16 protein-coding genes are annotated in these 20,556 nt (G+C 35.8%); all 16 read left to right on the top strand.

Annotated features, from left to right (window positions below):
• Window positions 1-91: 91 nt before the first annotated feature.
• Entirely contained in the window at window positions 92-1,396 is a 1,305-nt protein-coding gene (thiC, locus tag J2Z80_RS11775) for a phosphomethylpyrimidine synthase ThiC (RefSeq protein ID WP_209454564.1), read from the top strand.
• A gap of 28 nt (window positions 1,397-1,424) precedes the next feature.
• The gene (thiW, locus tag J2Z80_RS11780; protein WP_085113025.1) at window positions 1,425-1,907 is read left to right on the top strand and encodes an energy coupling factor transporter S component ThiW; all 483 of its coding nucleotides are present in this window, start codon (window positions 1,425-1,427) and stop codon (window positions 1,905-1,907) included.
• Window positions 1,908-1,996: 89 nt separating this feature from the next.
• Window positions 1,997-2,299, top strand: a complete 303-nt coding sequence (locus tag J2Z80_RS11785) for a ferritin family protein (RefSeq protein ID WP_085113024.1) — start codon at window positions 1,997-1,999, stop codon at window positions 2,297-2,299.
• 209 nt (window positions 2,300-2,508) lie between these two features.
• Entirely contained in the window at window positions 2,509-3,081 is a 573-nt protein-coding gene (locus J2Z80_RS11790) for a Uma2 family endonuclease (protein WP_209454565.1), read from the top strand.
• A 348-nt stretch (window positions 3,082-3,429) separates the two neighbouring features.
• Entirely contained in the window at window positions 3,430-4,116 is a 687-nt protein-coding gene (locus tag J2Z80_RS11795; protein WP_245301302.1) for a GntR family transcriptional regulator, read from the top strand.
• Between the two features lie 41 nt (window positions 4,117-4,157).
• Window positions 4,158-5,228, top strand: a complete 1,071-nt coding sequence (gene uxuA / locus J2Z80_RS11800) for a mannonate dehydratase (RefSeq protein WP_209454566.1) — start codon at window positions 4,158-4,160, stop codon at window positions 5,226-5,228.
• A gap of 144 nt (window positions 5,229-5,372) precedes the next feature.
• Window positions 5,373-6,344, top strand: coding sequence for an ABC transporter permease (locus tag J2Z80_RS11805; RefSeq protein ID WP_209454567.1), 972 nt, complete (start codon window positions 5,373-5,375; stop codon window positions 6,342-6,344).
• Between the two features lie 15 nt (window positions 6,345-6,359).
• The gene (locus J2Z80_RS11810) at window positions 6,360-7,232 is read left to right on the top strand and encodes a carbohydrate ABC transporter permease (RefSeq protein ID WP_209454568.1); all 873 of its coding nucleotides are present in this window, start codon (window positions 6,360-6,362) and stop codon (window positions 7,230-7,232) included.
• Window positions 7,233-7,372: 140 nt separating this feature from the next.
• A complete protein-coding gene (locus J2Z80_RS11815) occupies window positions 7,373-9,025 on the top strand; it encodes an ABC transporter substrate-binding protein (protein WP_209454569.1) in 1,653 nt (550 codons plus the stop codon).
• Between the two features lie 119 nt (window positions 9,026-9,144).
• Complete coding sequence (locus J2Z80_RS11820) at window positions 9,145-12,582, top strand: glycoside hydrolase family 2 TIM barrel-domain containing protein (RefSeq protein WP_209454570.1); 3,438 nt, start codon at window positions 9,145-9,147, stop codon at window positions 12,580-12,582.
• Window positions 12,583-12,766: 184 nt separating this feature from the next.
• On the top strand, window positions 12,767-13,777 hold the full coding sequence (locus J2Z80_RS11825; protein ID WP_209454571.1) for an endo-1,4-beta-xylanase: 1,011 nt from the start codon (window positions 12,767-12,769) through the stop codon (window positions 13,775-13,777).
• 15 nt (window positions 13,778-13,792) lie between these two features.
• The gene (locus J2Z80_RS11830; protein WP_209454572.1) at window positions 13,793-15,886 is read left to right on the top strand and encodes an alpha-glucuronidase family glycosyl hydrolase; all 2,094 of its coding nucleotides are present in this window, start codon (window positions 13,793-13,795) and stop codon (window positions 15,884-15,886) included.
• A gap of 89 nt (window positions 15,887-15,975) precedes the next feature.
• Window positions 15,976-17,136, top strand: a complete 1,161-nt coding sequence (locus J2Z80_RS11835) for a Gfo/Idh/MocA family protein (protein ID WP_209454573.1) — start codon at window positions 15,976-15,978, stop codon at window positions 17,134-17,136.
• Window positions 17,137-17,155: 19 nt separating this feature from the next.
• The gene (locus J2Z80_RS11840; protein ID WP_096232012.1) at window positions 17,156-18,226 is read left to right on the top strand and encodes a Gfo/Idh/MocA family protein; all 1,071 of its coding nucleotides are present in this window, start codon (window positions 17,156-17,158) and stop codon (window positions 18,224-18,226) included.
• 30 nt (window positions 18,227-18,256) lie between these two features.
• On the top strand, window positions 18,257-20,299 hold the full coding sequence (locus J2Z80_RS11845) for a glycoside hydrolase family 52 protein (protein ID WP_209454574.1): 2,043 nt from the start codon (window positions 18,257-18,259) through the stop codon (window positions 20,297-20,299).
• A gap of 38 nt (window positions 20,300-20,337) precedes the next feature.
• On the top strand, window positions 20,338-20,469 hold the full coding sequence (locus J2Z80_RS11850) for a GH39 family glycosyl hydrolase (protein WP_245301303.1): 132 nt from the start codon (window positions 20,338-20,340) through the stop codon (window positions 20,467-20,469).
• Window positions 20,470-20,556: the final 87 nt, after the last annotated feature.

Below are 20,556 nucleotides of genomic sequence, written 5' to 3' on the forward strand. Positions count from 1 at the left end.
GCTTTTTTATTATTCTGACATTAAATATTACTTTCTTTTTCCCCTTCATTTTACAAGTATCAAAAAAATAATTTATGAAAGGATGAGTAAAATGAACTACACTACACAATTAGACGCAGCCAAAAAAGGAATTATTACAGAAGAGATGAATGTTGTGGCAGCTAAAGAAGATATTGAAGTGGATTTATTGCTGAGTAAGGTAGCTTCTGGTGAAGTAGTTATACCTACGAATAAAAACCATGAAGCACTTAGTCCAGAAGGTGTAGGGGCAGGCCTTAGAACAAAAATAAATGTAAACCTAGGTGTATCAAGGGACTGCAACAATGTAGATGCAGAATTAGAAAAGGCAAAAAAAGCAATAGAAATGAAGGCAGAGTCAATTATGGATTTAAGTTCATATGGTAAAACTTTTGAATTTAGAAACAGATTGATAGATATCTCTACAGCCATGATAGGTACTGTTCCAGTATATGATGCTGTAGGATATTACGACAAAGATTTAAAAGACATTACTCCTTCAGAATTTATAAAAATCGTTGAAAGGCATGCACAAGACGGCGTTGATTTTATGACTATCCATGCAGGCATCAATAGAGAAACAGCGAAAATTTTTAAACGGAACAAAAGACTTCTTAATATCGTTTCTCGCGGAGGTTCTTTATTATATACATGGATGGAATTAAATGATAAGGAAAATCCTTTTTATGAGTATTTTGATGATATTCTTGACATATGTGCTGAGTACGATGTAACAATAAGCCTTGGCGATGCATTGAGACCAGGATGTATAAGTGATTCCACAGATGCATGCCAAATAAAAGAGCTTATAACGCTGGGCGAACTTGCAAAAAGAGCTTATGAAAAGAATGTTCAAGTGATTATTGAGGGACCGGGTCATATGAGGCTAAATGAAATCGAAGCAAATGTTTTGTTGGAGAAAAAGCTATGCCATGGTGCACCGTTTTATGTATTGGGTCCAATTGTAACAGATATTGCTCCAGGGTATGATCATATTACTAGTGCAATTGGTGGTGCGATCGCAGCAGCAAGTGGGGCAGATTTCCTGTGTTATGTTACGCCTGCAGAACATTTGAGGCTTCCAACTATTGAAGATATGAAAGAAGGCATCATTGCTTCTAAAATAGCTGCCCATGCAGCAGATCTGGCAAAAGGTATACGTAATGCAGAAAAATGGGATAATGACATGTCATATGCAAGAAAAAAGCTTGATTGGGATGAAATGTTTAGATTAGCTATAGATCCTGAAAAGGCAAAAAGGTATAGAAGTGAATCACAGCCACATGACAGTGAAACATGTACAATGTGCGGGAATATGTGCGCTGTAAGAAACATGAACAATATTATTACTGGAGAAGATGTAAGCTTGTTAAAATAAGATTTTTAAAAAATGGAGAGGATTGTAGATGAATATAAAAAAGATTACATATTCAGCCATGCTCATTGCTATCGGTGTAGTTTTTGCAAATTTTGTATTCTTTCCTGTAGGTGTTTCAAAAACAACGCCTATACAGCATATAATTAATGTCATATCTGCAGTAACACTTGGTCCTGGATATGCAGTGCTAATCGCATTTTCAATATCGATAATTAGAAACATAATGGGCACTGGAACGCTATTGGCTTTTCCGGGCAGCATGATTGGCGCTTTATTGGCAGGAATTTTATATAAATTGACAGGGAAAAAGATTTTAGCTGCATTAGGGGAGGTTTTTGGTACAGGGATAATAGGAGGTCTTGTGGCATTTCCAATAGCCAAATACATCATTGGTAAAGATGTGGGAGCATTTTTCTTTGTAACTCCATTTTTAATAAATACAGTGACAGGAAGCATCATAGCCCTTATTTTGCTTGAGGTTTTGGATAAGTCGAAAAAGGTCTATAAATAAAATATGGTAATTTGGTAAATTCCTAATTTTGTGATATAATGAACTTACAATCAAATAATAACAAATAATAATAAAAAGGGGGTTACAGTATGCCTGATTTTGGTACTCCATTTGCTGGACTTGCAAATAAAAACAAGATTACACATGAGGAGCTTATAAGAGCTATACGTTTTATGGTGGCAGCAGAGTATGAGGCGATTCAGTTATACATGCAGCTAGCAGAGTCAACAGATAACAAATTAGCAAAAGATGTTTTAGTAGATATTGCAGACGAAGAAAGAGTGCATGCCGGAGAATTTTTAAGGCTTTTGAAAGAATTATCTCCAGATGAAGAAAAATTGTATGAAGAAGGAGCAAAAGAAGTAGAAGAAATGATTGAAAAAAACAAATAGACTTTTATACATATATTGATATTTCAATGGAGGCTGTCTTTTTTACATTATGTAAAATGTCACAGCCTTTTTTCCTTATGTATTTACTTGAATATAATAAGCAATAATGTAATAAAAAGCTGATGCAAATGTACCAATTTGTAACAACTTAAAACTATGAAATAAAATATGATGTTTCTAAGTTTTATAAAGGATGGAGGGAAAAAATTATGGCTTTACCTGATGAAAATAAGACGTATACGTACAGAGATTATAAGGAATGGAAAGATGATGGACGCTGGGAGTTAATAAATGGGAATCCATTTCTCATGGCTCCGCCTTCAAGAATACATCAAGAGATCTTACGAGAGATATTAACTATTTTTTCTGTGTATCTGAAAGATAAATCCTGCAAAGTTTATAGTGCTCCATTCGGAGTGAGACTCCCTAAAGGAAACGAGAAGGACGAGGACATAGAAACAGTTGTAGAACCTGATATTGTAGTAGTATGTGATAAGTCGAAATTAGATGATGAAGGGTGCAAAGGTGCACCGGACTTAGTTGTAGAGATTGTTTCACCTTCTACAGCCAGAAATGATAAGATTGAAAAATTTAATCTATATGAGAAGGTAGGCGTAAAAGAATACTGGATAGTAGAACCGGATAATAAGATCGTAACTGTTTTTACGTTAGATGACGATAAAAGGTATGGAAGGCCTGGGATATATTCTGATGAAGATAAAATTAAAGTTTCAATTTTTGAAGATCTTATCATTGATTTAAGATCTGTTTTTACATTTTAGTTTAACCATCAAGACACAAGTGAAAACTCTCTTGTGCCTTATTTTTTAACCTTAATTCTGTTTTATTTTTCCAGAAAAAATTTTTTTAAAACAAGAAGGATTTTTGAAATTTGCGTAGAATATATTATAATATAAGAGCAACATATTAATATACTAGTATACAAGTTTAAAACTAAAATGATTTTTACTTGACTCATTACGCTTTATGTCCCCTATGAATTTTTTAAACAGAAGAAAAATTAAATAAAAAAAGAAGGAATTTTAAAAATGATGTCGAATATATAAGAATATGAATATTAATATGCTAGTATACAAGAATACAAGTATTAAAATAGGGGATGTGAAGCGATGGGATTAGAGCTTTTGGAAAACAATACGTATGAGTCAAAAAAAGATTACATCTACAGAATGATTAGAAAGAACATAATCGACATCAATCTAAAGCCTGGAGATGTTATATCAGAGAATGATATAGCTAATGCATTTGAAACCAGCAGGACGCCTATTAGAGAAGCATTTACGAGGCTGGCAAATGAAGAACTGATTGAAATTTACCCACAAAAAGGCACGTTTGTTTCTTTGATAGATATAAAGCGTGCTCAAGAAGCTAAATTCATGAGGGTAAATCTTGAAAAGGAGATTATAAGGCAGGCTTGCAAGGATTTCCCGGACGAGATATTGTTTCAGCTTGAAGCAAATATTAATCAACAAGAATTCTGCATAATGAAAAAGAACTATATTACAATATTCGACCTTGACAATGAGATGCATGAACTTATTTACAAAGGTTGCAAGATGGGCAGGATTTGGTCAGCAATAAGATTTATAAGTGGTGATTATGACAGAATAAGGACTTTAAGGTTGTCATCTGATACTGATTGGAATGCAATAATTGATGATCACAAGCAGCTTATCAAATCAATAAAAGACAAGGATGAGGAAAGAGGACTAAAAATAATCAGCGATCACTTAACGATGATAGATAGAGATGTGATACTGCTTAAAGAAAAGTACCCAGAGTATTTTAAACAATAAAAAATGTTGCACTAAAAATCTACAATAAGGGAGTAAGATATATGAAAATGACTTTTAGATGGTTTGGCGAAAAAGATGACAGTGTAACACTTAATCAAATTCGCCAAATACCAGGTGTTTCAGGAATTGTAGGGGCTTTATACGATGTGCCGGTAGGAGAAGTATGGCCGATTGAAAAAATTCTTGATTTGAAGAAAAAAGTTGAATCATATGGTCTAGAGTTGGAGGTTATAGAAAGTGTAAATGTTCACGAAGATATTAAGCTTGGACTTCCAACGAGAGATAGATACATTGAAAACTACAAGGAGACCATCAAAAATTTGGGCAAAGCCGGTGTTAAAGTTGTGTGCTACAACTTCATGCCTGTATTTGACTGGATAAGAACGAATTTAAATGAAAAATTGCCTGATGGATCATATGTCATGTCTTACGATGAAGACAAGATTAGAGGAATTGATCCATTAAAACTGATAGAAGATATGGACAAAGGCTCTAATGGCTTTATACTTCCTGGGTGGGAGCTTGATCGCCTAAAAGAATTAAGAATGCTGTTTGATATGTATAAGGATGTAGATGAGGAAAAATTATTTGATAATCTTAAGTACTTTTTGGAAAATGTCATACCTACATGTGAAGAATACGATGTAAAGATGGCGATTCACCCAGATGATCCGCCATGGTCATTATTTGGATTGCCAAGGATAGTAACATGCAAGGAGAACCTTGAAAGGATTGTAAACCTTGTAGATAGCCCGTATAATGGATTGACACTTTGTAGCGGTTCACTAGGCTCAAATCCTGAAAACGATATACCAGAGCTTGTAAGGTATTTTGGAAAGATGAGCAGAATTCACTTTGGACATGTAAGGAATATAAAATTTACAGGTGATGGTAAGTTTTATGAGACATCACATCTATCAAGTGAAGGGTCATTTGATATGTTTGAGATAATGAAAGCTTACTATGATATAGGGTTTGAAGGATATATAAGGCCGGACCATGGCAGGATGATATGGGGTGAAAAAGCAAGACCAGGATATGGACTTTACGACAGAGCTTTAGGCGTAGCGTATTTAAATGGACTTTGGGAGGCAATTCAAAAGATGTCTTGAGGCAATTTGTATTTAGTAATGTGATTGTCATACTATTGAAGTTGTGACTATATAGAAATCGTTGCCAACTATTACAAATCGCATAATATTTTATTTGTATTAAGATGTTTGCTTAGTCAAACATTAGAGAAAGGGGATAAGCAGATGGATTCGGTTTTAATGAATAAAGACGAAAGTAATAAAAAGACCAAAATGAAGAAAAACAGCAATTTCAAAAACACGTTAAAAGCTATAAAAAAAGACTGGCAGCTGTATAGCCTTCTTATACTTCCTATAGCGTACTATATCATCTTTAGATATATACCTATGTATGGAAATATTATAGCTTTTAGAAGATTTGTGCCTGGTGGTCCTGTGTATGGCACAGAATGGGTTGGACTTAGATACTTTAACATGTTTATACACGATCCAACATTCTGGCACGTTTTTAGAAATACGATAATTTTAAGCGTCGAGTATCTGGTAATAAGCTTTCCATTTCCAATAATTTTTGCACTGCTTTTAAATGAGATTAAAAGCACATGGTTTAAGAGGTTTACACAGACAGTATCGTATTTACCATACTTCATTTCTACAGTTGTTGTTGCAGATATGATAATGCAGATACTTGATCCATCATCAGGTGTTATAAATATGATTTTGAAGCACTACACTGGTCATACTATAAACTTTTTAGCAGAACCGCAATGGTTTAGGACGATTTATATAGTTTCAGGTATATGGCAAGGCATGGGATGGGGCGCAATACTTTACCTTGCGGCCCTGACAAATATCAACCCAGAATTATATGAAGCAGCTATTATCGATGGAGCTAGCAGATGGCAGCAGACGATATATGTAACTATTCCAGGCATATTGCCAACGATTATGATACTCTTGATACTAAATATTGGCGGACTTTTAGCAGTAGGATTTGAAAAGATACTGTTATTGTATAACCCACTTACGTACTCTACGGCAGATGTAATATCGACATATGTATATAGAATGGGACTTGTATCAAATAACTTCAGCTATGCGGCTGCAGTAGGCATGTTTGAAGCGATAATAGGTCTTACACTAGTTTACACTGCAAACTACTTGTCAAAAAAATTTACAGAGTCAAGTCTATGGTAAAGGAAGTGATGATATATGAAAGAATCAAAGCAATATAAGATATTTAAAGTAGTAAACACAATAATAATGATAATTGTAATTTTAGTGACGCTTTATCCATTTTGGTACCTAGTAAGTTTATCTCTAAGTGGCGAAAAATATGTTTATGCAGGCTTGGTATCATTATATCCTAAAGGTCTTACGTTTAAAACTTATCAAGTTCTTTTGGCAGAGAAAGAATTCTGGACCAGCTATAAAAACACGATTATATATACAATAGTTGGTACACTTGTTTCATTGTTTTTATCGACGCTTTTAGCATATCCTCTTTCAAAAAAGCGTCTTAAAGGAAGAGGAATAATACTTGGTTTTGTAGTATTTACCATGTTTTTTAGCGGCGGTTTGATACCTACGTACCTATTAGTTAATGCATTGGGAATGAGAAATACAATATGGGGTGTTGTGCTTCCAGGCGCAGTCAGCACATTTAACGTAATGGTCATGAAGACTTTCTTTGAAGGCATACCAGCGGAATTAGAGGAAGCTGCGGAAGTGGATGGAATGAGCACATATGGGATATTGCTTAAGATAATCCTTCCGTTGTCAAAGCCTATAATGTACGTTATGGCACTTTTCTATGCAGTAGGTGTATGGAACAACTGGTTTGGACCATTTATATACCTTGATGACAGCTCAAAATTTCCAGTTGCACTTTACCTTAGAAATATATTAGCAGGTGCACAACAAACAGCAGTTAACGGTACTACAGATGAAAGTGAGTTAGTACAGATAGCTGCTACTTTAAAGTCAGCCAGTGTCATACTTGCATCAATACCTATAATGATGGTATATCCATTTATACAAAAATACTTCGTTCAAGGTGTTATGATTGGCTCATTAAAAGGTTAATTTAACAGTATGTAAATATCAAAAAAATGAAAGAAGGTGAAGGCTTATGTGCACTTTTAAGGAGGTGGTAGCAAAGATATAAAAGACTTAAAGTTTATGTCACTTTTAATCATTTGATTTAATAAGAGGAGGATTTTTATATGAGTAAAAATGTAAAAAGATTGCTGTCATTCTTATTAGTTGTTGTGTTGGCAGTAGGTGTTTTACTGGCAGGGTGTGGCAATAAAAATTCATCATCCAGCAGTAGCAATACAAGCAAACAAGAACAAACGGCAACAAATAGCAAAGATCCACAAAACTTACATTTTAAATCAGATAAGCCATTAGAGTTCACTATGCTGTACAGTGATCACCCAAATTATCCGTATAAAGAAGATTGGCTTTTGTGGAAAGCTATAAAAGATGCTACAAATGTTACGTTGAAACTTACAATAGTGCCTATGAGTGATTATACACAAAAGAGAAGCCTTTTAATAAGTTCGGGCCAAGCGCCAGAGATAATAACTAAGACATATCCTGGACAGGAAGTACCATTTGTTTCATCTGGTGCTATACTTCCAATAAGCGATTATATAGATCAGATGCCTAACTTTTCAAGAGAAGTTAAAGAGTGGGGCCTTCAAGATTTAATAAATTCATTGAAACAAGCTGATGGTAAATTCTATGTATTACCAGGTTTGCATGAAATTAATGTTCCAGATTATGCGTTAGCAATTAGACAAGACATTTTTGATAAAAATAATATACCTGTTCCAAAATCGTGGGATGAATTGGAATCAGCATTGAAAAAATTAAAGGAGATATATCCAAATATAACACCTTTTTCAGATAGATGGCAAGGTAATGCATTGTTAAATGTTGCAGCTCCTACATTTGGTGTTGCTGGAGGATGGGGAGCTGGAACTGGTATGTACTATTATAGAGATAAAGATGAATTTGGGTTTTATCCTGCTACAGATGACTACAAAAATATGTTAACATATTTTAATAAACTTGTTAAAGAAGGACTTCTTGATCCTGCAAGTTTTACACAGTCTGACGATCAGGCAGTACAAAAATTTGTAACGGGTAAATCGTTTGTAATTATGACAAATACGCAGGAAATTGAAAGAATGAAGACTCAAATGGATCAAACATTGGGCAAAGGCAACTATAAGGTAACAAGAATATTGCCGCTAGCAGGGCCTAAAGGAGCAGTTATGCCGGATAGCCGTCTTGAAAACGGTATAATGATATCTGCTAAAGCGAAAGAGGATCCGAATTTCCCACAGCTTTTAAAGTTTGTTGACTGGCTGTGGTACAGTGAAGCAGGTCAGACACTTACAAAGTGGGGCGTTGAAGGTGTGACTTATCAGAAAGTCAATGGCAAGTTCCAGCTTATGCCTGATGTAAACTACATGAACTTAAATCCAAGTGGCACAAAGAACTTGCAGAAAGATTATGGATTCTCCGGTGGTGTATTCTGTCTATTATATGGCGGACCAAAAGATCTTGCGGAATCTATAATGACTGAAGAAGTTAAAAACTACACTAATGAAGTAAATAATACATTTAAATATTTGCCACCTGCACCGCCAGTTTTATTTAATGAAAGTCAAAGAGAACAAGCCAATATGTTAAGCCAACCTTTGATGGATTATGTTAGTCAGATGACATTAAAATTTATAACTGGTGTTGCCTCAATAGATAAAGATTGGGATAGTTATGTACAACAATGCAAATCAAAAGGTTCTGACCAATTGACAAAACTAACTAATGACGTATATAAAAGTACAAAGGATAAGATAAAATAAAAATGTATTGAGATAATTTTTCCCTTTGAGGGCTTATGCCTTCAAAGGGAAAAATGTTAGTTTGATAATTAATATTAATAGTTATGGTTACGAGTTTTTGAAAGTGAGTGTATCTTAGTATGAATAAGAAAATACTTTTTAATGATGGATGGGAATTTGCGAAAAGTAACCTTGAAGTTACAAATTTGGACACTTTAAAATTTAAATCAGTTGATATACCACATGATTGGCTTATATACAATACATTAAATCTCTATGAAAACAGTATAGGCTGGTATCGCAAGAAATTTACATGTGCTAAAGAAGGAAAGCAGATTATCTTATGTTTTGATGGAGTTTATATGGACTCTTCCGTATATGTAAATGGACAGCTTGTAGGAGAATGGAAATACGGTTATTCTTCTTTTGAACATGATATTACAGATGCATTGGCAGATGGGGAAAATGAAATTCTTGTGAAGGTAGTGTATCGAAGCCCCAACAGCAGGTGGTATTCTGGTGCAGGCATATATCGCAATGTATGGTTAAAAATAAGGGATAAAAATCATATTGTGACAAATGGAATTTATGTAACGCCAAAACAACAAGTTGATGGGTGGCTCGTAGAAGTAGACACAGAATTGAATATTTATGGAGATGCACAAATTGTCCATACTATTATGTATAAGGATCAAATCGTTGCTACTTCAAAGAGCGTTGTTAAAGCAAGTAACTCTGTTACACATAATGAGCAAACTATTTTTGTAAAAAACCCGAATCTTTGGAGTCCTGAAGAGCCTAATCTTTATAAACTTATAACTGAATTATATTTGATCAAAGCAGATAAAGATTCAAGAGAAAGCATAGAAAAAATAGAATCTATATCTCAGAATATCGGTTTTCGAAAGATTGTACTTGACCCTCAGCAGGGTTTGCTTCTAAATGGCAAAAAGATGAAACTACATGGAGTTTGTGAACATCATGACTTGGGAGCCTTAGGAGCTGCTTTTAATAAAATTGCTTTAAAAAGAAGATTTGAGATATTGAAAGATATGGGTGTTAATGCTATACGAACGGCTCATAATATGCCTGCACCAGAGTTTATGGATTTAGCAGATGAGATGGGGTTTTTTGTACTATCAGAGGCTTTTGATATGTGGGAGAGATCAAAAACTCCTTTTGATTATGCAAGATTTTTTAAAGAATGGGTTCATAATGATGTAAAAAGCTGGGTGATGAGAGATAGGAATCATCCGAGTCTTCTAATGTGGAGTATTGGAAATGAGATCTATGATACTCATGCAGATGAGGGAGGGCAAGAAATAACTAAAATGCTCGTGGATTATGTAAGAAAATATGATCCAAAAGAGAATGCAAAAATTACTATTGCATCCAATTATATGCCTTGGGAGAATGCTCAAAAGTGTGCTGACATTGTTAAGGTAGTTGGATACAATTATGGAGAAAAATATTATCAAAAACATCACAAAGAACATCCTGACTGGATTATCTATGGTAGTGAAACAAGTTCAGTTGTACAAAGCAGGGGCATTTATCATTTTCCATTTGAAAAATCTATTCTTACAGATGACGATGAACAATGTTCGGCTCTTGGAAATAGTTCAACCAGTTGGGGAGCAAAGTCAGCAGAGGCATGTATCCTGGCAGACAGAGATACACCTTTTTCTCTCGGACAATTTATATGGACAGGATTTGACTATATAGGTGAACCTACACCATATCATACTAAGAATTCATACTTTGGGCAGATTGATACTGCTACGTTTAAGAAAGATTCGTATTATATTTATCAAGCAGTATGGACAGATTACAAGACAAAGCCAATGGTTCATATTTTTCCTTATTGGGATTTTAATAAAGGCCAATTAATTGATGTCCGAGTATGCTCAAATGCACCTAAAATTGAATTACAATTAAATGGTATCACAGTAGGAACTCATGAAATTGACTATGAGCATGGAACACAACTTGTTGGCTGGTGGAAGATACCTTATGAAGAAGGTGAATTAAAAGCTATAGCCTATGATGAAACAGGAAAAATTGTTGCAACAGATGTAAAAAAATCCTTTAAGGATGCAAGGAAGATTCGTTTGCATGCAGATAAAGAAAGTCTTATTGCGAATGGTACGGATTTAATTTTTGTAGAAATAACCGTTGAAGATGAAGATGGAAATATAGTAGAGAATGCAAATAACAGAGTACATGTCAATGTTACGGGAGCAGGTCGTTTGATTGGTCTTGATAATGGTGATAGCACAGATTATGACCAATATAAAGGACTGAGCAGAAGATTATTTAGTGGCAAGTTAATGGCGATCATAGGGGCAACATTAGAACCTGGAAAGATTCATATGGAAGTAACCTCTAAAGGTTTAGAAAGTCAAATTGTGGAATTTGAGTCTCTTCCCGTAAAGGGAGAAATTTTAGAGGGGATTTCTGCACATATGAAGAATGAAGATTTGCCATGTGTTATGGGAAGCAATGATGAAATACCTCTTCGCAAAATTGAAATTATCAGTACTTCAGGACAAGAGTTTAATGAATCAAAGAGGGAGATTCTTGTAAAAGCAAAATTATATCCTGAAAATACTTCTTATCATGATGTAGAGTGGAACATTGTGAGTGATGGTGGGATCACATCTAATATTGCCAAAGTAGAATCATTTGGCCATGAGGCGAAGATAATAGCTTTAGGTGATGGAGAATTTCGAGTTCGCTGTACTAGTAAGAATGGTACTGATAAGCCGAAAATCATATCAGAACTGGAATTTAAGGCAGTTGGTCTTGGAACGGTCTATAAAGATCCTTATGGATTTATATCTGCAGGACTCTATGATTATAGTAAAGGTGAGGTTACTAACGGAAACGAAAAAGGAATAGCTACAGCTAGAGATGGTGAAACTCAAGTAGGTTTTCGCAATATTAATTTTGGACCATATGGCTCTGATACTATAACCATCCCTATTTTTGCTTTAACAAATGAAAAATATTCTCTGCAAATTTGGGAAGGAATGCCTGATGAAGCGGGAAGCGAATTGTTGACTGACGTAGTTTATCAAAAAGAACCCAAGTGGAATGTGTATCAAGAAGAGACCTATCGCTTGCCAAGAAGACTACGCGGTGTTACTTCAATTTGTTTTGTTCTTCATCAGAAGGTACACATCAAAGGATTTTCTTTTGAAAAAAAGAACAGAGCCTTTGAGAAAAATATGGCTGCAGAAAGTGACCACATCTATGGGGATACTTTTACAGTAAAAGGTAACTATGTCGAAGGGATAGGAAATAATGTTTCCCTAGTATTTGAAGATATGGATTTTACAAGTGAGGGAGCCACAAAAATTGTAGTTTATGGCAGGTCGCATATTGATAAAAATACAATTCATGTCCGATTTGCTAATTCTGAGAGCGAAAGTAATCAAATTATCGAATTTACTAAGTCCGACGAATATGAAGAGCGAGTATTTGAATTGGAAAGAATAACAGGAAAACAAAAAGTGACCTTCATATTCTTACCAGGCTGTAATTTTGATTTTGGTTGGTTCCGCTTTGAACCGTAAAAAATGTGATAAGGTATGTAATAGAGATAAGAATTATTTATGGTGTTAGAAAAAAGTTTGATTCATTAATCGATGTGCAACTTCAGGTATTTACGTTTAATAAATAATAGTATGGTATTGCAAAATACAAATACTTTAAAACGGATATAAGCTTTTCAAAGGGAAAAATGTTAGGGGGTAAATTATGTGTCAGTTGTGTGATAATATAAGTTTAAAAGAAGTGTATAAGGATTATTTTCCCATAGGAGCTGCTGTAGCGGTAAGTGATTTGGAAGATGAAGGACAGAGGGAAATTCTTTTAAAACATTTTAACAGCATAACGCCTGAAAACTCGCTTAAATTTGCAATCATACACCCAGAAGAAGATGAATATGCGTTTGATGATGGGGATAAAATTGTCAATTTTGCTGCAGGAAATAGAATGATGGTGAGGGGACATACATTTGTGTGGCACAATCAAGTTCCTGAATGGCTTTTTAAAGATGAATCATGTGAAGCAGTTTCAAAGGAAATTTTAGTTGAAAGGCTTAAAACGCATATCAATACATTGTGCAGCAGGTACAATGACAAGATTTACGCATGGGACGTCGTAAATGAGGCTGTGGAGGATAAGAGCGACTTTTTATATAGGGACTCCCAGTGGTATAAGATAATCGGCGAAGAATATTTGGAATTGTCTTTTAAGATTGCAAGACAAGCATCACAAAATGCGGTTCTTTTTTACAACGATTATAACAATGAGAAGCCTGAAAAACTACATAAATCGCATAAGCTATTAAAATCAATGATTGATAGAGGAGTTCCAATTGACGGGATTGGGATACAGGGCCATTGGGATATACATGACAGAGACCTTTTTGACAATCTGAAAGCTGCCATAGAATTGTATGCTTCTTTAGGAGTAAAGATTCAGATAACAGAACTTGATGTTTCGATGTTTTCATTTGATGATAAGACAAGAAGTATTTTGAAGCCAACAGATGAAATGATTGAAAAACAATCAAAAGTTTATAAAAAATTATTTGAGATATTCAGGTATTATAAAGATGTAATTAGTGGTGTTACTTTTTGGGGTATAAGCGATAAACACACATGGAAAGACAATTTTCCGGTTAAAGATAGAAAAGATTGGCCGCTTCTTTTTGATGCCGATGGTAGACCCAAAAGTGCCTTTTACAGCATAGTTGATTTTTAATAATCATTACATTTTATGGAGAGTGATAAGATCATGACGTTGAATAATAGGGAATTAGTTAACAGCATGTACGACTGCTGGCTTAGGTATAAGCTTTGCGATGAAAAAGTACTTGATGGATATAAGGATTATTTTAATTATATTGTAGTTAAAAGCAATGATAGAGTTATTAGCAATGCGGCCAATGAGCTAAAAAAAGCTTTATCGGATATTAAAGATGTTGATATAGAAATTATCGGCAACATGCCGGAGTCCAATTGCATTTTTATAGGCACTCTAGATGATTTTAAGGCAGAAGGATTTGATATTGATTTGAATAATGAGCTTGAAAATGAAGGCTTTGCCTTAAAGACATTAGAAAAAAATAATCGAAAAATAATGGCAATAATAGGCGGAAGTGGAAAAGGCGTGCTATATGGTGCTTTTCACCTAATAAGGTCTATATTTGGTGGTAGAGCTTTGGAAGATGCATTGTGCATTGATAATCCTCAAAATGCTTTTAGGATATTAAATCATTGGGACAATATGGATGGTAATATTGAAAGAGGATATGCGGGAAAATCTATCTTCTTTAAAGATAATCGCATGGTCCAAGATCTTTCGAGGATAAAAGATTATGCAAGGCTACTTGCTTCTATTGCAATAAATGGCGTTGTAATAAATAATGTCAACGTCCATCAGCAAGAAACTAAGCTTATTACAGATGAATTTTTGCCTGATGTAAAAAGGATTGCAGATGTCTTTAGAGATTACGGTATAAAGACATATCTAAGCATAAATTTTGCATCACCTGTTGAGATAGGTGGTCTTTCTACTGCAGACCCGCTTGACGATGAAGTTAAGAATTGGTGGAAAGATGTAGCATCAAAAATATACAGCTACATTCCTGACTTCGGAGGATTTTTAGTGAAAGCAGATTCAGAGTTTAGACCTGGACCATTCACATACGGACGCAATCATGCAGATGGTGCAAATATGCTGGCTGAAGCATTAAAGCCATATGGCGGTATTGTCATCTGGAGGACATTTGTATATAACTGCATGGTAGACTGGAGAGACCGTTCTACAGATAGAGCAAAAGCAGCTTATGACAATTTCAAGCCGTTAGATGGAAAATTCATGGATAATGTCGTCTTGCAAATAAAAAATGGCCCGATGGATTTTCAGATAAGGGAACCTATTACACCATTGTTTGGTGCAATGGAGAAGACAAATGTTTTTATGGAGTTTCAGATCACTCAAGAGTACACAGGACAGCAGAAGCATTTATGCTACCTTGTGCCCCTTTGGAAGGAAGCTTTAGACTTTGATACATTTGCGAAAGGTGAAGGCTCGTTTGTAAAGAAAGTGGTAAATGGCAGCCTATTTGGAGCAAAATACGGCGGAATTGTCGCTGTAGCAAACATAGGCGATAGTAAGTCATGGACAGGACATCCTCTTGCACAATCAAATCTCTTCGGTTTCGGAAGGCTTGCATGGAATCCAGACCTTTCGTCAAGAGAGATAGCAGAGGAATGGATTAAACTTACATTTGGGTGTGATAAAGAGGTTTTGGAGACGGTTGTACCGATGCTTTTGGAATCCAGGGAAATATATGAGGAGTATACAAGTCCTCTAGGGATAGGATGGATGGTAAACCCAGGCCATCATTATGGCCCTAATGTTGATGGCTATGAATATTCCCATTGGGGAACGTACCACTACGCCGATTTTAAGGGGATAGGCGTTGACCGCACTGTCGCAACGGGGACAGGTTATACGGCGCAGTACAAAGAGCCTGTTGCGAAAATGTACGAAAATATCGATACGTGTCCTGATGAGCTTTTGCTTTTCTTCCATCATGTGCCTTACGATCACAAATTGAAATCAGGGAAAACTGTGATTCAGCATATTTACGACACCCATTTTGAAGGAGTGGAAAGGGCAGAAAAATTAAGGGAATCTTGGACGAAACTAAAAGGAAAAATAGACGATGAGATATTTAAAGCTGTGTTAGAAAGATTAGACATACAGGTTGTTGATGCTAAAGAGTGGAGAGATGTTGTAAATACCTATTTTTACAGAAAGACAGGCATAAAAGATGAACATGGAAGGAAAATTTATGAATAACCGTCTTAGGCAAAGCTTGAGATAGAAATACGGTAAAAATCTAAAAATTTGGATTATAAAGTTAGTTGATTGATTGGAGGAAGTTTATTATGATTAATATAGCCATTATTGGCGCAGGCAATATTTCTTCTGCTCACATACAGGGCTTTTTAGAGTTTAAAGATAGGTGCAAAATCGTAGCAATATCAGACATCTACAAGGATAAGGCAGAAGAAAAGAAAAGGCGGTTCGGTTTAAATGATGCCACTGTGTACAGCGATTACAGAGAGATATTAAAAAGAGAAGATGTCGATATTGTGGACATATGCACGCCGCCTTACACACATGCAGACATTGCAGTGGAAAGTTTAAATGCCGGAAAGAATGTAATCGTAGAAAAGCCAATGGCAGCATCATTAGAAGAGTGCGACAGAATGATAGAGGCGTCAAGGAAAAACAAAAAACTCTTGTCGGTAATAGCGCAGAACCGCTTCAGGACTCAATTCATGAAATTAAAAAAGATCGTCGAGTCTGGCCTAGCAGGTGATATAGTACATGCACAAGTAGACTCATTTTGGTGGAGAGGTCATTCGTACTATGATCTGTGGTGGAGAGGTACATGGGAAAAAGAAGGTGGAGGATGCACATTAAATCACGCAATACACCATATAGACATGCTTATATGGCTTTTAGGAATGCCTGAAGAAGTACAGGCTGTCATGAACAATGTAGCACATGACAACGCCGAAGTTGAAGACATATCGATAGCGATACTTAAGTATAAAAGTGGTGCGTTAACTCAAATAACCAGTTCAGTTGTGCACCACGGCGAGGAGCAGCAGATAATACTTCAAGGGAAAAAGGCGAGGATATCTGTACCGTGGAAAGTATATGCATCTACAGCATCAAGCAATGGTTTTCCATCAGGCAGAGATGAAGAATTAGAAAAGAAGATACAAGATTATTATGACAGCTTGGAAGAAACGAAGTACAGCGGTCATACTCCACAAATAGATGATGTATTAAAGGCATTAGAATCAGAACATGAAATCTTGGTAAAAGGTAGCGACGGAAGGAATGCCTTAGAGCTTATAACGGCTATCTACAAAGCAGCAACAACAAGGGAAGTTGTAAAGCTTCCACTTAATAAAGATGATCCATTCTATACAGTAGATGGCATAATGTCAAGTGTACCTCATTTTTATGAGAAAAAAACGTTTGTAGAAAATTTCAATGACGAACGTATAACATTTGGAAGAGATATTAAGTAAAAATAGGGAGGAATACCAAATGAGCAAAGAAAACGGCATGTACTATATGCCTGAAAGCAGGGCTAAAAAAGTCTGCAGTGAAGGAGATTTTGAATTTGCAGCAATTGGACTAGATCATGGGCACATATATGGAATGACAAAAGGACTAATAGAAGCTGGTGCTGAAGTAAAATGGGTATATGACAAGGACCCAGAGAAAGTTGAAAGATTCATAAAAGCATTTCCTACTGCAAAAAAGGCCAGAGACGAAGATGAGATACTGATGGATAACTCAGTTAAATTGGTAGCAAGTGCAGCAATACCATCAGAAAGGTGCGCTATAGGCTTAAAAGCCATGGATGCTGGCAAAGATTACTTTGCAGACAAGCCGCCTATGACAACCAGAGAGCAACTGGAGCAGGCTAAAGACAAAGTGAAAAAGACGAAGAGAAAATATGCAGTCTACTATGGTGAAAGGCTTCACAATGAAGCATCTGTCTATGCAGGACAATTAGTAGAAAAAGGGGCAATAGGCAGAGTAATACAAGTCATTGGCATGGGGCCACATAGAGAAGGAAAGGGCAGGCCTGACTGGTTCTACGAAAAAGACAAATTTGGAGGAATACTTTGCGATATAGGAAGCCATCAAATAGAACAGTTTTTGTATTATACAGGTGCAAAAGATGCTAGGGTCCAATCGGCAAAAGTAGCAAATTACAATCATAAACAGTATCCTACTTTTGAGGACTTTGGCGATGTGACGCTAATTGGCGATAATGGAGCCACAGGCTATTTTAGGCTTGACTGGTTTACTCCAGATGGCCTTGGCACATGGGGAGACGGAAGGCTATTTATATTAGGAACAGATGGATATATAGAACTTAGAAAGTACATCGATGTTGCCAGAGAAAATACGACAGACCACGTGTACCTGGCAAATAAAGATGGCGAATATCATATGGATGTAAAGGGGAAAGTCGGATTTCCCTTCTTTGGTGAATTAATACTGGACTCAATAAACAGGACAGAAAATGCAATGACCCAAGAGCATATATTTAAAGCTATAGAGCTAGCATTAGAGGCTCAAACAAATGCAATAAAGGTAGAATGAAATTTATAATCTTAAGAAGAGGTGTTTCACATGATAAGTAAATCTTTTTATGCGCATCACAGCGCATTTGGAGCTTTTTCAAGTTTTGTGATTGGAAAATGCGGCAAAGGCGGTGGCGTTGTACTAAATGATGTGCGGCCGCCTGAGAACAATGTCTATATTGGATACAAAAGAGATGGAGTGATAAACCTACTTCCATTTGTTAAAGATGATACAAAAAATGCTGAGGAAGAGTTTACAGGAGAAGTTTCTAACAATAGTGGAGAAAAAAACATAAAGATTTTTAAAGAAGATGAAATAGAAAGGGAAATGGGATGGGCATCAGACACATGGATTGCTGGAAACTTTAGATTTTCGATACTTACTCCATTTGGATACGTCAAAAATCCTGTAGTGATGGATGAAAATGAGAAAAAACTCGCACTGGCTCCTGTTATATTTGTGCAGTTGACGATGGACAACACTGACAGTGATAAGGACGCTGAGATGATATTTGGCTTTGAAGGGCCTAAAAGGATATTATCTGAGCTAACAGACGGAAAGTACTTAGGTGGTGCCTTTGAAAGAAAATACGGTTTTGCCATCAAAAAAAGCGATGATGTAAGAGAACTGTCAAGACTTGATATTTTGACGTCATGGGCCAATGGCAATTATCAAAACCACGGTCTTGGTAGAGCACCTTCTTTGATATTTAAAGTTCCTGCAGGTGCCAAGAGAACATTTACTATTGCATTAGCAACTTATCAAAGTGGAATTATAACGACAGGAATTGATACTGAGTTTTACTATACTTCTGTGTTTAAGTCGCTAGAGGATGTCCTTGCGTTTGGTCTTGACAATGTTGATTATTATATAAATTTGGCTAGAGAAAGGGATGAAGAGCTTAGGAAAAGCGGACTCAATGAATACAGGCAGTTTTTGCTAGCTCATGCTGCTCACAGCTATTATGCCAGCACTGAGCTTCTTAAAAGAACCGATGGTACGCCTTTATGGGTTGTAAATGAAGGCGAATATATAATGATAAACACATTTGATTTGACGGTTGATCATGTCTTCTGGGAAATGAGATTTCACCCGTGGACTATTACAAATACACTGGACTTGTACGTGGAAAATTACAGCTACAAGGATCAAGCAGGTCTTGCATTTACACATGATATGGGTGTTGCAAATGGTTTTTCTAAAAAAGGGTATTCTTCTTATGAACTTCCTAACCTTACAGGATGCTTCAGTTATATGACTCATGAGGAGCTTTTAAACTGGGTGCTGACAGGTTCTGTTTATGCCATAAAAATGAACGACAAAGAATGGCTTAATAAGAACATGGATGTTTTTTCTGAATGCTTTGATTCCATCATTGCAAGGGATAAGAATAACGACGGGATAATGGATGTGGACAGTTCAAGATGCCAAAATGGCTCAGAGATAACTACTTATGACAGCCTTGATGAAAGCCTTGGTCAGGCGAGAAATAATTTATACCTTGGCGTAAAGACGTGGGCAGCGTATGTAGTACTACATGGACTATTTAAAGAAAATGGATTGGAAGAAAAGGCGAAAAAAGCGCTAGAAAAGGCGAAAGAGGCTGCAAATACAATTGTTGGCAAGTTTGATACAGAAAATCAGTATATCCCTGCGGTATTTGAAAATGGAAATACATCTAGGATAATACCGGCTGTTGAGGCGTTGGTTTATCCGTATGTTGTAGGATATACTGACTTTGTAAGCGAGGTAGGAGTTTTTGGTGAGCTTATAAAGGTATTGAAGAAGCATGTTATGACGATTATGAAACCGGGTATATGCATAGATGAAGTATCTGGTGGCTGGAAGCTTTCCTCAACAAGCAAGAATACATGGAACAGTAAGATATTCTTGTGTCAATATGTCATAAAAGATGTGCTTAATATAGACTTTGGAGATAAAGAGATTGAGTGGGATAGAGTACACGCAATGTGGCAACAGGTGTCTTGCAGTGAAGATTGTGCTACAGACCAGGTTAATAGCGACACAGGTTCACCTAGAGGAAGCCGTCTCTATCCTAGGCTTGTAACCAGCATACTGTGGATGAAATAAATTATTAAATTATCTAACATAATTTCGGGGGGCTTAACATGGTAAAAATAAAGATACCAATAAATTCTAATGGTAAAAAATTCACCAGTAGATGGAGATATTGTGTAGGTACAGGAAGATTGGGACTTGCGCTGCAAAAAGAGTATATTGATACTTTAAAATTTGATTAAGGTGTCAAAAGTATTTTTTTCATCCAAGTTTAGATGAAATATGGTAAAATAGAAATATAAACAAAAGGAAATAGAAGGAGCGATACA

This window comes from Thermoanaerobacterium butyriciformans, assembly GCF_017874545.1.
Classification (GTDB): domain Bacteria; phylum Bacillota; class Thermoanaerobacteria; order Thermoanaerobacterales; family Thermoanaerobacteraceae; genus Thermoanaerobacterium; species Thermoanaerobacterium butyriciformans.